Raw genomic sequence first — 13,609 nt, forward strand, 5'->3', positions numbered from 1 at the left:
GGTTCTTTACTTTTCAACTTAATTTAGATCTTACCTACAAGATCGATTGATGGTGCAAGTGTAGCATCACCTTCTTTCCATTTCGCAGGACATACTTCGCCTGGGTGGGCATGAACATATTGAGCCGCTTTCACTTTGCGAAGAAGTTCTTGAGCATCACGACCAATACCACCTGCATTAATCTCTACAATTTGAATTTTTCCTTCAGGATCAATTACAAATGTACCACGATCTGCCAAACCTTCAGATTCAATCAATACATCAAAGTTTTTAGACAATGTCCACGTTGGGTCACCAATAAGTGGATACTGAATTTTACCAATCACATCTGAAGTATCATGCCAAGCTTTATGTGTGAAATGAGTATCTGTAGATACACCATAAATTTCTACACCTAACTTTTGGAATTCAGCATAGTTATCAGCAAGATCGCCTAATTCTGTTGGACATACAAATGTAAAATCTGCAGGATAGAAAAAGACAACAGACCATTTACCTTTAAAATCTTGCTCAGAAACTTCAATGAACTCACCATTTTGATAAGCAGTTGCATTGAATGGTTTGACTTCAGTATTGATTAAACTCATGTGTTTTCCTCTATTTCTTTGTGAGAGTGTTGCTTCGTTGAAATAGAGAATACAAAAGATGATTGGATTGGTAAAACCGAAAGTATTTATAAAAACAATCGAATTTCCAGATTTAAAAGTTAATATATTTCTTTAAGAGAATAAATTAAATATAAAACACTGATTTTTTTTTAAAACTTATTTAATTGGTTTCAAATTTTTGAAAATAATACTTTTCTTTTTTCATCCCAAAGAGAAAGATCATTCACTCTGTATGACCATAAACGATTCGAGTAATATCCATTGGGTTTAACCTCACACTATGAAAGCTCACTGTTCGAGGCTTACGATTCACCATCTTTCCCAAGATCATTAATCAAACGCTGATCTATTTCTATAATCATTATAAGAAACGATTGAAAATCTTGCTGCTCTAGCTCATTAAACTTCCTCTTCTGCACTCACCTGATGATAAGATCGATTAAAATAGACAAGACTTTCCTCTTGCGAGCTTTGTTGAATAGCTACAACTCGGCAAATAAAAATACTGTGTGTGCCCACTTGTTGAATTTGCTCAATCTCACAATCAAAACTGACTAAAGCGTCCTTTAAGACCGGGCAACCTGTTTTCAATTTACCCCATTGGGCTAATCCAAAACGTTGTTCTGCACTCAATTGACTCGATGCAAAAGCATTTGAAAGAGACTCATGTTGAGAACTGAGCACATTGACAGATAAAACTTTGTTCTCAATAAAATACTGATGAGATCGGGATGATTGATTCATACACACCAAAAGCGTAGCAGGTGAATCAGTAACGCTACATACAGCAGAAGCCGTGAAACCATGCTGTCCTGTTTCACCAGCTGTTGTAATAATATTGACTGCAGTGGTTAATAAAGACATTGCGTTTCTGTAGTCTGAAGCTTCAACCATTTTTCTCTTCTCAAATATAAATTGCTAAACTCGTGCGAACCTAGGATATAGGTGATTGCACAGATGATCCATCTTGAATGTAGAAAATAAACTCAGCTAAAGCACTAACTTCTTAGTTTAAGATCGCTGAACCCGTACTTAAGGCTTCAAGTTTGTCACGTCCCACGTGACGAGACAGTGGTATCATTTCACAGTTGGTTGAAGGGTATAGCTTATCAGCATCGACAAATTGCAAAACTTTACGCAAAGTGTTCACCACTTCGTCAAGTGTTTCAATTTGATTGGTTGCCACATCGATTACACCGATTATGACTATCTTCCACGAATCAGTTCAATAAGATCCATGGATATATGTGAGTTTTGCACTCTAAAGAAATGATGCCCCAACTTAGATTTTTGTAGTATCGGGAGTGACGTTTCAAAAGGACGCCGTTCATTACTCAAAGTTCGTTTCCCATTTTTATTATCTTTCATAGAATTACTTTTACAAATATGTATGGCGGCTTCTCATTTCAAATTTTCAAGCGCTAGCTCAAGAATAGCAATTCTCTAGACAAATCAAAATTAACTTTGTATCAAATTACTCAGGGTCATAAATAGAAATAAATCAAGTAGCGATCTAACGTCGCTCGAATTACGAGTCTAAAAGCTCTATGATGAACTGTGCTCAGATTATTCACGGTATATTTACTTAAGACCAATCAAAATAATTCGATCAATAAACCTATCATGACTACCTAAAAAAAGAGCCTAGATAGTGAATCTAGGCTTCTCTTATTTTTATGCTGGGATACTTGCTACTATATCCTCTCGAGACCAGAGTCTGTGATTTTGTATCGCTTTCTTAAATTTATCTTGATGATCTTTAAAGGTTTTACTACTAAAAATAGCATCATTTATGAAAAATATTTTTAAATCATAATCTTATATAGATTATTAAATCCCAAGAAAAAAGATCGGCCATCTAAGTTTATTTCAAATACTTCACCTGATTCGACTTCAACTTGTTTAGAAACTTCTACAAGAATTTGCCCTCTCATCGTATTTTGAACTTTATGAAATGGGATAATGTTAATTCGAATGGTTTCACCATTCACTGCTTTTGCTGTAGTCCAGCCATTAGAGATATTCATTTTCACTTACTCATTAATGAGCTCATGTAAAATTAAAAATAATATTAAATATTTAAATCGAGAGTATGGATTCTAATATCGAAGAGGCTCAAGCCTATAATTCAAATTACAATTTTACATTAGCATGTATTTAATTATAAAAAGCCCACAATGAGATTGTGGACTTCTAAGATCGGCATGGTGCGAGTTCATGCTCTGCGTTAACTGTTTAGATATCATAGATATTAAAATCTATAAATTGAGAATACGCAATTCTAAGTTCTATCTAAACACTTCCGTTTCGCTTACGGATTCGATCAACAACGATTATACCATAAAAAATATTTTATGGTTTAATTTTAATATTTAAATGAGCTGGTAAATTTTACCAGTATTTAAACTATGAAAATTTAAATCAAAACTAGGTCTTATATTTTCATTATCAACAGTGATAAATTTAATATTTATTTGAGATAAGTTCGAAGCATGCTGCGAAGTATTAAATGTACCTATCACTGCATATTTAACTTCAAACTGATCTTTCACCTCAATTAATGAGGTATTCATGAAATAGCTACAATATCACTTGCTTGTAAGCCACGCTGACCTTGTTGCACAACAAATTGAACTCGCTGTCCTTCGACTAGATTCTTGAAACCATTTGCTCGAATTTCACTAAAATGAGCAAATACATCTTGACCATTATCTACAGCGATAAATCCGAAACCCTTAGTTTCGTTGAACCACTTAACTGTACCAGTTGTTAAATTAGACATCATTTATTTCCTATATTATGTAATGAATAATTAGAAAATAATTTTGAAGATAGACTTTTAATAGAATGAAAGATGTAATTAATATCAGATCAAAATAAAATTAGTAAACAATAAAATTATAATTCTAGAAAACCAATATAACACATATTTAATTGATTTATTGATTTAATTTTCTTTAATAAAAAAACCTAACTACAGATCGACCGCAATTAGGTTGTAAACTTTTAAATTAGTTTTTAATTGGTAGCGGGAGCTGGATTTGAACCAACGACCTTCGGGTTATGAGCCCGACGAGCTACCAGACTGCTCCATCCCGCATCAACAAGTGTATTTGTACGCTAATTTGAGATATATAGCAATCTAAATAATTTTTTTATCTAAAACTATAAAATCATTATCGTTACTAGATAAATTACTCAGATAATTCTGTTTTAAATTTTTGATGTAAAGACCTATACAAATTGAGTTTAGATTTTTCATTATTTAGTAATAATGTCGACTCTTCAGCCCAAGTAGCCTTTCCCACATCTAAACCAGAATGATTCAATGCCCAATCAGATATATACCCATAGATAAAAGAGTTATCAGCAAAGACCCATTTTACGATCTTATTTTGTTCATTCAGAAACACCTTATATGTAGGTAATGAACCAAAAAAACTAAATTTAGTGTATATATATTTGTAATGTTCGTTCATAGAATTATTTAAAAAAAAAGATGAACTATAATAGCAGTTTTATGTGTTTTAACTCATAAAAAAATATCGCTTGTAAAATCAATTCGAGGTTGATTTTAAAATACGGATTCACTTTTTTTCATAAAAAATTAATGATCACATGAAGGTCTTCTCGATCACTTTCTCAAGAATAATTTTAGAATTAATGTTGGCTATGCCTTTAATTTTGTTTAACTTATTAATAATAAACTGGGAAAACCCATTCAAATCTTTGGTGGCCACAAAGAGAACGTAATTCGAATCCCCTGTAATGATAAAAGCATTGATCACTTCATCAAAATTACGAATCTGACTCAGAAAGTGCTGATGATCTGATTCTGTCAGCTGATTGAGTTTAATCTCAACAATCGCCTCAACTTCAATACCCAATTTTTCATAATTAATTTTTGCTTGGTATTTTTCGATGACTCCATTGTTTTCTAAAATTTTGACACGTCGATGACATGCTGAAGCAGAGAGATTCACTAAATCTGCCAATTCTTGATGACTTAGTCGTGCATTTTGTTGTAATAGTCTTAAAATTTTATGATCAATGAGGTCTAAATTCATTCCTAAATATCATCCTGATTTTTTATATTTAATTCGAATACTATCCAGTTTTAGAACAATTTCAAGCATAATTATCGGATAAATATGAAAAAATGCCGTGATAAAATCGAATGAAATAACACGGACTAAGTTAGGTTAAAAATGATTACCTTAGATCAATGCAAAGCATGGGATGCTCAAGACAAACTAAGCTACTTAAAGAATGAATTTGCTTTACCTGAGAACACCATTTATTTAGATGGAAATTCCCTTGGGGCACGCCCTAAATCTGCTTTAACACGTGCTCACGAAGTGGTGAGTCAAGAGTGGGGAGAAGATCTCATCAATAGCTGGAACAAAGCGGATTGGTGGGGATTATCGACTCGGTTAGGTGATAAGGTGGCTCAGCTCATTGGGGCAAATCCAGGCGAAACGGTGATCTCTGACTCAACCACACTCAATCTGTTTAAAGCGCTCTCTGCTGCTGTCAAAATCCAAGCTGAAATCGCTCCTGAACGTAAAGCGATTATTGCGGAAAAGGACGTCTTCCCGACTGACCTCTATATTATTGAAGGTTATATTGACCTTGTTCAAAAAGGCTACCAACTGGTTTTAATCGAACATCCTGATGAATTAGAAACCACTCTGAAAGCCCATCAAACGGCAGTTGTGGTGTTGTCACATATCAATTACCGCTCAGGCTATTTCTATGACATGGAACAGGTCAACCAAACGATTCATCAACATAACGCTTTGGTCATCTGGGATCTATGCCACTCTGCAGGCGCTGTTCCAATCGATTTAAACAAGACCCAAAGTGATTTTGCCGTAAGTTGCACATATAAATACCTTAATGGTGGACCAGGTTCTCCTGCTCTAATCTGGGTAAATGCAAAACACCAAAATAAATTTTGGCAACCTCTTTCAGGATGGTGGGGTCATCAACGTCCTTTCGATATGGCTGATCACTACGAGCCAGCTCAAGGCATTCGTCGTTTTTTATGTGGCACACAAAGTATTTTGTCCATGAGTTTGATCGAATGTGGTTTAGATGTGTTCTTAAAAACTGACATGCAAAAGATCCGAGAAAAATCTCTAAATTTAACGGATCTCTTTATTCAATTGGTTGAACAGGAATGTGCTGAATTTGGTTTTGAGTTAATTACACCAATCGATCATTTACAGCGCGGTAGTCATGTGAGTTATTGCCATGAACACGGCTATGCCATTGTCCAAGCGCTTGTTGCGCGTGGTGTGATTGGAGATTACCGAGAGCCAGCCGTGCTCAGATTTGGGGTCACACCTTTGTACCTAAGCCATGAAGACATTTGGCATGCTGTTCAACATCTTAAACAAGTGATGCTGAATGAAGAATGGAAAAATGAAAAATATTCGGTGCGAGGTCAAGTAACTTAATTCAGTTACTCACTTTACATCACCATGGCCAGGAGGGCTTATGAGTAACTTCGATAAAATTCAAACACGCGAAGCAGGATTACATAAAAAATTAACCGCTAAACAAATGGGCATGATTGCAATAGGCGGTGCCATTGGCACTGGTCTATTCATGGGTAGTAAATTTGCCATTAGTTTTGCAGGACCTGCTGTCATTCTAAGCTATGCGATCGGCGGATTAATTGCTTTTGCACTAATGGCTTGCTTGGCAGAAATGACTGTACAACACCCCACTTCAGGCTCGTTTGGTGCTTACGCTGAACATTATATAAATCCACTTTCTGGTTTCTTAGTTCGTTATAGCTACTGGGCATGTATCGTGTTGGCTGTAGGCACAGAAATTACCGCCGTGGCTGACTATATGAAACTTTGGTTTCCTCATGTCGGTTCAGGTATTTGGATCGTGTTTTTTTCAACCGTACTTCTCGCAGTAAATGCTTATAGTGTCAAAGCATTTGGCTTAGTTGAATATTGGTTTTCGACGATCAAAGTGTTTGCCATCATTGTGTTTATTCTGTTGGCAATAGGTATTTTGACGCAAGATCCAAATCCTCATCAAGCGCTAACTCACAATCTCACTGCACATGATGGCTTTATGCCAAATGGATTTAAAGGTGTTTGGATTGGTGTCATTATTTCTATTTTTAGTTATCTCAGTATCGAAATGATCGCGGTTGCTGCAGGTGAAGCCAATGATCCTGAAAAAGCAGTTAAATACGCTTTCAAAAGCACTGCGATTCGCTTATTTCTATTTTATTTACTATCGCTGAGTTTAATTGTCACTCTCGTTCCATGGACTCAATTGATAGCACCAGGTGCAACCAGTCCTTTCGTGTCTGTTATGCAAATTGTCGGCATTCCTTTTGCTGATCATATTTTAAACTTCATTGTGATTGTGGCAGCACTGTCCGCAATGAACAGCATGTTATATATCTCAACGCGTATGTTATTCAGTTTGTCACGTTCAGGAGATGCACCTAAGCTGTTTGGTAAAATTCGTAAAAATGGGGTGCCCATCAATGCCTTGCTACTTTCGGCAACAGGTATTGCCGTGGCGAGTATTGTATATAGCATTAATCCCGAATCAGCATTTCCAATCATGATTGCACTGTCCATGTTTGGAGCTTTATTTACTTGGGGGGCGATCTTTGCCACACACTACTTCTTTAGAAAGAACTTGGCAAAAAATAATATCCACCTCAAATACAGCATTCCTGGTAGTCGTTATATTTCCTTTATTGGTTTGTTTGCCATTCTTGCAATCACGCTTACCACATGGTTTACGCAAGAATTTAAATCAACTCTCCAGTTTGGCGTGCCTTTTATCGTGATGTTAATCATTTTCTATCAAATGAAGAAATCATCCTTAAAGCATCAATTAACTGAAAATGAACAAGCCTAGTAAAGGAGCTGTAAATAATGCTCTATGACAACTCGAAAACTGTGGTGGATGAAAATCAGATCTTATCTGATTTTAAAAAAATGAGCCAAGCGACTTATATGCAACACCATCATATTGCCGATTTACAGTACGACTTTCAGAGAAGATCTACACTGGATTTTTTCCCCACACCTGTTGCCACCAATACTACTATTATTTTTATACATGGTGGTTATTGGCAATGGTGTGAAAAAAGGGATTTTGCCTTTGTTGCTGAATTTGTTTTAAAGCAAAATGCTCAATGTGTTTTGATTGAATATGATTTAGCGCCTCAAAGTAGTTTAAATCTGATAAATCTACAAATTCGCAAAGCGCTCGATTATATCCAAAAACAAAATTGGATCAGCCCCAATGTCATTGTGGTTGGACATTCTGCCGGTGCCCATTTGGCTGCTTTAAATTTAGATCATCCCTTGATTTGTTCAGCGATATTACTCAGTGGTATCTATGACCTAAAACCGATTCAAGAAACGCATTTAAACAAGGCTTTAAATTTATCTGAGCTAGACATTAAAAACTTAAGTCCAGTTGAACATTCTACGCACTTTGCGAAGCCCTGTACGATTGTGTATGGACTCGATGAGTTACCAGAACTGAAATGGCAAAGCCAAAAATATTATCAATTTCGGCAGCAACTAGAGCCTGAATTCACGCATCTCTTGAGTTTTGCAGGCACCAACCACTATTCCATTTTGGAACGATATTTTCAATCGATAATGACCACCTAATTTCTGCTCAGCTTTAATCAGCTGAATCACCAGCTTAATTCATATCTAGTCACATGGATGTTACTATGTCAAAACCATGCTTTTACAAGCTATTCCTTTCCTGCACCTTTATTTTGTCAAATCTTACATTTGCCGAGATAACACTCATAGATGAACAGCAAATTGTGAGTAAATCAGATCGTTTAAAACTTACTACGTCTGGTAGTATTCGTCTACAAGCTTTAAATTTCGATCATTACGATCAATCTAACGAAAATCAGAAATATCGCAGAGATGGTTATAGCTCAAATAGCCGTATGTATGCCAATGCTGATTATGCATGGAATGAACGTTTGCATTTAATTGCAGGCTATCAAAACTATATCAATCTTCCCAAGATGCTGGATTGGGACGGTCATTACCGTTCCTCTGATGAAAACATCACCACCGAACAGGCGTATATTGGTCTGCGTGATTCAGAATACGGTACCGTTAAATTTGGAAAAATCTATAGTATTTATTACGACATTGTAGGTGCCAAAACTGACCTATGGAATTACTCAACCTTGGCTCAGCCCCAAACGTGGAGCCCTGTCGCTTATACAGATGGTACGCAAGCAGCTCATAAAACCTTAAGGTACGAGTTTAAAACGGGTAAAGCAGACTTATATGCCAGCTATTTATTCAAGGATAATACGACGGTCGCAGATACGGATGTGCAATATCAACGCAAAAATGGCGCTGAATTGGCAGTTGATGTGCATTTAAATAAAAATTTAAGTTGGGCGACCTCATGGAAATACAACGATGCCAGTCTGAATAATCAACAAGATAAACATAATTTAAAGCAAGAAATTTGGGCAAGTTCATTATTTTATTTTGATGGAAAATGGATGCTCAGCTTTGGCATTGGTTGGTATAAAAATCTAGTTCCAAATTTTGATGCTTACAGTGAATCGAGCGATATTCAACTCCAATCATTGCTGAATACTGAGGCTTATGGGGTTGAATTTTATGCGGGACAGCACTTCAAGATTGAAGAATACGGTATCAAATTCATTCAGCCCTATATCATGGGAAATCAACTTGAATATACCAGTGGCTCCGAATTTAAACGCCGAGATCTCGGTGTTGGTATAGCAGCTAGATTTAACCATGGTTTTGGATTTGATTATGAACGTTTATATACACATGATACGTTTCAAACCCCTAATATGCATTTATTCCGTTTACGTTATGAATGGTAAATTCTAATTTTAGGTAAACTATCCTTCAAAGCCTTGTTATTTAAAAAGGCTTTGAATGATCACTCATGGATTCGCATCAAATCTCAATAAGTTGTAGCGTTATACAAAGTCTTTACTAAATTTTATTTAATGCAGAACATCTCAATTAACTTAATATTTTTAGGAAGTTGCATTGACATGGGTTCAAAATAAATCGTATCGAATGAATTATTATCATCTACGGCTTTACCTTGCGGCGTAAAACGCTGACTTTTGACATAGGCTCTGGCTTTATTTTGACAATCAATTTGATGAACGGCTTGTATGTAGCCCTTGGGTTTGATGTTTAATGAGGGTACGCCATGCTCATACACATATTTATAATCAATTTCAAAAATATGAGGGGCTTGATTGAGTGATTTAATGGTCGTTTTATCAATATAAGACCAGCCCCCATCATCCCGATCAAACATGGTCCATTGTGGTGATTGTGCTAAGCTCATGCTGCTACACAGCACACAAGTTAAAAATATAATCCCGTCTTTCATTCAACTATCCCTAATTCAACTATGAACAAACGTTTTACTATATCACCATAAAAACAAAAAACCCTTTGTTATACAAAGGGTTTTTAACTATTTAAATAATTAATTTTAAATATATTTAAAACGATTACACTTCAAATAAATTAACAAATTAATTAGGTATATGATTCAGAACGGTAAATCATCATCTAAATCAGACGGTGCTGTCGCCATAGGCTTTACCGGCTGCTGCTGAGGTTTAGGTGATTGGAAACCTTGATTAACATTGCCATAGTTGCCTTGAGGCGCCTGATTACCATAACCACCTTGAGCAGGCGCTTGGTTCCCATAACCACCTTGGTTATTATTATTGAAACGAGGTTGCTGATAACCACCATCACCTTGATTATCACCTTGCTGACGATTATTAGAATCTAACATCTGCATTTGTTCGCCACGGATTTCTGTCGTATAACGCTCTTGACCATTTTGGTCTGTCCACTGACGGGTACGTAAAGAGCCTTCAATATAAACTTTTGAACCTTTACGTAAATATTGCTGTGCAATTTCACCTAAACGATTATGTAAGACGATACGGTGCCATTCTGTTTGTTCTTTGCGTTCACCTGAGTTTTTATCTGTCCAAGATTCACTTGTTGCAATTGAAAACTGCGTTAATGAACCACCATTGGGAAATGTTTTTGTCTCAGGATCTTTACCTAAAGTACCAACTAAAATAACTTTATTCACGCCGCGCATGTGCTCTAATCTTCCTATTCGATTCTATGTTTTACTTTATAAGAGTTATGATTAAATGGCTACCTCTTTACCCAACAAGTGCGTTAAATGTTGTCGCGCAGTTTCGTCTAACTGCTGCTTATCAACTTTGACATAGACCACTTGTTGATCAGTCATTACCACGACCTCTTCAATACCACGAATTGCCAGTAATTGAGAAGTCCATTCATCTGTTTCTTGGACTTTGGGCAAACTCAAAATCAGTGATGATAAATAACGTGGCTGCTTTAACCCAAAACTAATCAACAGCCAAAGAATGGCAATTCCTGTCAGTACACCCCAGCCTAGAGCAGTGTTATTTAACATCAGCAATTGACCACCCAATATACCGCCAAAAAAAGCACCTAAGAATTGACCACTGGCATTCACACCCATTGCTGTCGCTTTGGATTGGATAGGTGCTGCCTTCGATAACCAAGATGGCAGTAGTGCTTCCATCACATTAAAGGCAATAAAGAAAAGACCTAAACCAAGCAACAAAATGTATTTCGATTCAAATCCAAAAATCATCACGATCAAACCGGCGATGATCCCAGCAATCGCAGTCAGAAAAATACCTCGCATTTTTCGATATTTTTCAGCAAGAATGATACTAGGAAAAGCAAAAAATAAACTGATTACCAATAAGGGAAGATAGATCAAACCATGCTGAGCTAAAGGAATATCTGCAAAGTCAATCAATTGAGAAGGCACATAGATGAACATCGCCGTCAGCAATAAATGCAAAGCAAACACAGAAACATGTAAGCGATTTAAATCGCCCATTTTCAAAACTTGTTTTAGCTGAGTGAGATAACCTTGCTGAAAATTTTTATGATGACGTGTTGTTTTGGGAACAAGAAATAGCATTGCAATGGCAAGTAATCCCATGAGCGTGGTGACCCAGAATAAGCCTGAAATACCCACCACGCTGGTCAACCATGGCCCTAAACTAAATGCAATTACGAAAGAGAGACCAATACTCATCCCCATCATTGCCATCGCTTTCATACGATTTTCTTCACGCGTAACATCTGCCAATAACGCCATGACGACAGCAGAGACAGCTCCACCCCCAGCTATTGCACGCCCTATAATCACACCATAGATTGTGTCTGACATTGCGGCGATTGCACCACCCAAGGCAAACAGCAATAAACCCAATACGATCAGCGGCTTTCGGCTATAACGGTCTGCAATCAAACTAAAAGGAATTTGTAGTATTGCCTGAGTCAAACCATACACACCTACGGCCAAACCAATCAAAGCAGGTGTTGCATATTCATAAGCCTGTCCCGCAACAGAAAAGACCGGGACAATCATAAACAAACCTAACATTCGCAATGCAAAAATGCTGCTCAATGCAAATGTGGAACGGCGTTCTAAGGCATTCATCATAAAATTTAGGTTATCGCGTGATTTCTATGTCTACTTTGATTATAGAATATTCGGCTGATGAACAGGCATGAATTTTATTTGAAATAAAGATCAACACCATCTGTTTTCCCTAGAACAAATGCCTTAAGCAAAAAAAGCACAGCTTGTGCTGTGCTTTTTTTGATGTGTTCATCTAGCCTTGTAGCGCTTGACGTTTTTTATATTGAATAGATGCAATCACTGCCCAAACAATAAATGCTACACCAATCAGACCTGTTACCACTTCAGGAACATGTACACCTGTACCACTCGCAATCATAATGAAAGCCAATGCACCAATTGCATAGTGCGCACCATGTTCTAAATAGATGTAAGCATCTAAAGTGCCTTTTTCAACGAGATAGATGGTAATCGAACGAACAAAGATTGCACCAATCGCAAGACCTAACATAATCACCACAACATCTGAGGTAATCGCAAAAGCACCAATCACACCGTCAAAACTAAATGATGCATCCAATACTTCTAAATACAAGAACCCGCCGATACCTGCTTTGACTACGCCTGTTGGCACACCATTACTATCGTGACCAATTGCATTACCATTTTCATCAATTTCAGGCTCACCACCCAGCAAATGACTCAGTACTTGTACGCCAATATAAATGACGATGCCCCAGATACCCGCCATAGTCACGACTAAGCGTTTAGCTTCATCAACATTAGCTGCCATGATCAGTAAAGCCACCAAAGCAACAAATACAGATAGTGCAGGTACAGATGCCAATTTCGCTAAACGACGCTCAATCCATTTGAACCAATGCGTGTCTTTGCCATCATCCAAGAAAAAGTTAAGGAATACCATCAATAAGAATGCACCACCAAATGCTGCAATTTCAGGATGATGATTCATCAGTCGTGCCGAATATTCTTTAGGGTCATTTAATGCCAAATTGACAACTTCCATCATACCCATATCCGCTGTGACCGCGACGATCACAATTGGGAAGATTAAACGCATACCAAATACTGCAATGAGAATACCCACAGTCAGGAAAAGCATTTTCCAAAAGTGATCCCAATGACGAAGCACTGAAGCATTCACGACAGCATTATCAAAAGAAAGTGAAACTTCCATCACAGCTAAAATTGCAGTGATGGTCAGTACGGTGAACATGGTCTTGAGGCCAGCTTCTGGACCATGGGTATAACCCCAATAGGCAGACAGCGCAAGACACACGATCGTGAATACGATAGAGAAACCAAAATGTTTCCACATAATCTAGCGACCTTATAAAAATGATGTGAATCAATAAAAATTTTACAAAACATAAACTTAGAGTTTTTATATGACGATTATTAAACGAAGTCTGTGCTTAGTGATTTGTAAAAATTCTATAAATTGAATGTCTGATTTCTAGCGCTAAAAGACACTCAATTAAACTGTG

At 36.8% G+C, this 13,609-nt stretch carries 14 protein-coding genes, 1 tRNA gene and 1 pseudogene; 4 read left to right on the plus strand and 12 right to left on the minus strand.

The features are described 5' to 3' along the window. Positions 1–23: 23 nt before the first annotated feature. The 8 genes and pseudogenes from ahpC to gigD form a co-directional block, all read right to left on the minus strand. The gene (gene ahpC, locus AC1M9P_RS04635; protein WP_035267594.1) at positions 24–587 is read right to left on the minus strand and encodes an alkyl hydroperoxide reductase subunit C; all 564 of its coding nucleotides are present in this window, start codon (positions 585–587) and stop codon (positions 24–26) included. Between the two features lie 420 nt (positions 588–1,007). Beyond that, positions 1,008–1,502 (minus strand): flavin reductase family protein, encoded by a 495-nt coding sequence (locus AC1M9P_RS04640; protein WP_481586844.1) that lies wholly within the window; start codon positions 1,500–1,502, stop codon positions 1,008–1,010. A gap of 112 nt (positions 1,503–1,614) precedes the next feature. Beyond that, a pseudogene (locus AC1M9P_RS04645) lies at positions 1,615–2,048 on the minus strand (uroporphyrinogen decarboxylase/cobalamine-independent methonine synthase family protein); the annotation flags it as partial. A gap of 365 nt (positions 2,049–2,413) precedes the next feature. After that, positions 2,414–2,635, minus strand: coding sequence for a hypothetical protein (locus tag AC1M9P_RS04650; protein ID WP_035267598.1), 222 nt, complete (start codon positions 2,633–2,635; stop codon positions 2,414–2,416). Positions 2,636–2,980: 345 nt separating this feature from the next. Beyond that, positions 2,981–3,181 carry a hypothetical protein gene (locus tag AC1M9P_RS04655; protein WP_092766478.1) on the minus strand — a complete coding sequence of 67 codons (201 nt, stop codon included), beginning with the start codon at positions 3,179–3,181 and terminating at the stop codon, positions 2,981–2,983. Further along, positions 3,178–3,390 (minus strand): cold-shock protein, encoded by a 213-nt coding sequence (locus AC1M9P_RS04660; RefSeq protein WP_035267602.1) that lies wholly within the window; start codon positions 3,388–3,390, stop codon positions 3,178–3,180. Before AC1M9P_RS04660 ends, AC1M9P_RS04655 begins: the two co-directional genes overlap by 4 nt. Positions 3,391–3,631: 241 nt before the next feature. Continuing rightward, positions 3,632–3,708 (minus strand) — tRNA-Met (locus AC1M9P_RS04665). Between the two features lie 514 nt (positions 3,709–4,222). Further along, positions 4,223–4,675 (minus strand): Lrp/AsnC family transcriptional regulator GigD, encoded by a 453-nt coding sequence (gene gigD / locus AC1M9P_RS04670; protein WP_481586845.1) that lies wholly within the window; start codon positions 4,673–4,675, stop codon positions 4,223–4,225. A 141-nt stretch (positions 4,676–4,816) separates the two neighbouring features. On the opposite strand from gigD, the gene kynU reads away from it, so the two are divergent. From kynU to AC1M9P_RS04690, 4 genes are all read left to right on the plus strand, one after another. Beyond that, positions 4,817–6,070: a kynureninase gene (gene kynU, locus AC1M9P_RS04675; RefSeq protein WP_481586846.1), complete on the plus strand. Its 1,254-nt coding sequence runs from the start codon at positions 4,817–4,819 to the stop codon at positions 6,068–6,070. Positions 6,071–6,110: 40 nt separating this feature from the next. After that, positions 6,111–7,511 (plus strand): amino acid permease, encoded by a 1,401-nt coding sequence (locus AC1M9P_RS04680; RefSeq protein ID WP_180028467.1) that lies wholly within the window; start codon positions 6,111–6,113, stop codon positions 7,509–7,511. A 14-nt stretch (positions 7,512–7,525) separates the two neighbouring features. Continuing rightward, positions 7,526–8,278, plus strand: coding sequence for an alpha/beta hydrolase (locus tag AC1M9P_RS04685; RefSeq protein WP_481586960.1), 753 nt, complete (start codon positions 7,526–7,528; stop codon positions 8,276–8,278). Between the two features lie 65 nt (positions 8,279–8,343). Then, positions 8,344–9,504, plus strand: a complete 1,161-nt coding sequence (locus AC1M9P_RS04690) for a porin (protein ID WP_481586847.1) — start codon at positions 8,344–8,346, stop codon at positions 9,502–9,504. A gap of 122 nt (positions 9,505–9,626) precedes the next feature. Here AC1M9P_RS04690 and AC1M9P_RS04695 read toward each other — a convergent pair whose 3' ends face one another. The 4 genes from AC1M9P_RS04695 to AC1M9P_RS04710 form a co-directional block, all read right to left on the minus strand. Beyond that, a complete protein-coding gene (locus AC1M9P_RS04695) occupies positions 9,627–10,031 on the minus strand; it encodes a hypothetical protein (protein WP_481586848.1) in 405 nt (134 codons plus the stop codon). 165 nt (positions 10,032–10,196) lie between these two features. Then, on the minus strand, positions 10,197–10,766 hold the full coding sequence (gene ssb, locus AC1M9P_RS04700; RefSeq protein ID WP_481586849.1) for a single-stranded DNA-binding protein: 570 nt from the start codon (positions 10,764–10,766) through the stop codon (positions 10,197–10,199). A gap of 51 nt (positions 10,767–10,817) precedes the next feature. Further along, positions 10,818–12,182 carry an MFS transporter gene (locus AC1M9P_RS04705; protein WP_481586850.1) on the minus strand — a complete coding sequence of 455 codons (1,365 nt, stop codon included), beginning with the start codon at positions 12,180–12,182 and terminating at the stop codon, positions 10,818–10,820. A gap of 172 nt (positions 12,183–12,354) precedes the next feature. Further along, the gene (locus AC1M9P_RS04710) at positions 12,355–13,440 is read right to left on the minus strand and encodes a DUF475 domain-containing protein (RefSeq protein ID WP_179999088.1); all 1,086 of its coding nucleotides are present in this window, start codon (positions 13,438–13,440) and stop codon (positions 12,355–12,357) included. Between the last annotated feature and the right edge of the window lie 169 nt (positions 13,441–13,609).

This window comes from Acinetobacter sp. 25-47-122, from assembly GCF_056779695.1.

Excerpts from the sequence above, each read along its gene's own strand:
- AC1M9P_RS04655 (WP_092766478.1), bottom strand. The coding sequence starts at position 3,181 with ATGAATACCTCATTAATTGAGGTGAAAGATCAGTTTGAAGTTAAATAT.
- ssb (WP_481586849.1), bottom strand. The coding sequence starts at position 10,766 with ATGCGCGGCGTGAATAAAGTTATTTTAGTTGGTACTTTAGGTAAAGAT.
- AC1M9P_RS04660 (WP_035267602.1), bottom strand. The coding sequence starts at position 3,390 with ATGTCTAATTTAACAACTGGTACAGTTAAGTGGTTCAACGAAACTAAG.
- AC1M9P_RS04705 (WP_481586850.1), bottom strand. The coding sequence starts at position 12,182 with ATGATGAATGCCTTAGAACGCCGTTCCACATTTGCATTGAGCAGCATT.
- AC1M9P_RS04680 (WP_180028467.1), top strand. The coding sequence starts at position 6,111 with ATGAGTAACTTCGATAAAATTCAAACACGCGAAGCAGGATTACATAAA.
- AC1M9P_RS04650 (WP_035267598.1), bottom strand. The coding sequence starts at position 2,635 with ATGAATATCTCTAATGGCTGGACTACAGCAAAAGCAGTGAATGGTGAA.
- AC1M9P_RS04695 (WP_481586848.1), bottom strand. The coding sequence starts at position 10,031 with ATGAAAGACGGGATTATATTTTTAACTTGTGTGCTGTGTAGCAGCATG.
- kynU (WP_481586846.1), top strand. The coding sequence starts at position 4,817 with ATGATTACCTTAGATCAATGCAAAGCATGGGATGCTCAAGACAAACTA.
- AC1M9P_RS04690 (WP_481586847.1), top strand. The coding sequence starts at position 8,344 with ATGTCAAAACCATGCTTTTACAAGCTATTCCTTTCCTGCACCTTTATT.
- ahpC (WP_035267594.1), bottom strand. The coding sequence starts at position 587 with ATGAGTTTAATCAATACTGAAGTCAAACCATTCAATGCAACTGCTTAT.
- AC1M9P_RS04640 (WP_481586844.1), bottom strand. The coding sequence starts at position 1,502 with ATGGTTGAAGCTTCAGACTACAGAAACGCAATGTCTTTATTAACCACT.
- gigD (WP_481586845.1), bottom strand. The coding sequence starts at position 4,675 with ATGAATTTAGACCTCATTGATCATAAAATTTTAAGACTATTACAACAA.
- AC1M9P_RS04710 (WP_179999088.1), bottom strand. The coding sequence starts at position 13,440 with ATGTGGAAACATTTTGGTTTCTCTATCGTATTCACGATCGTGTGTCTT.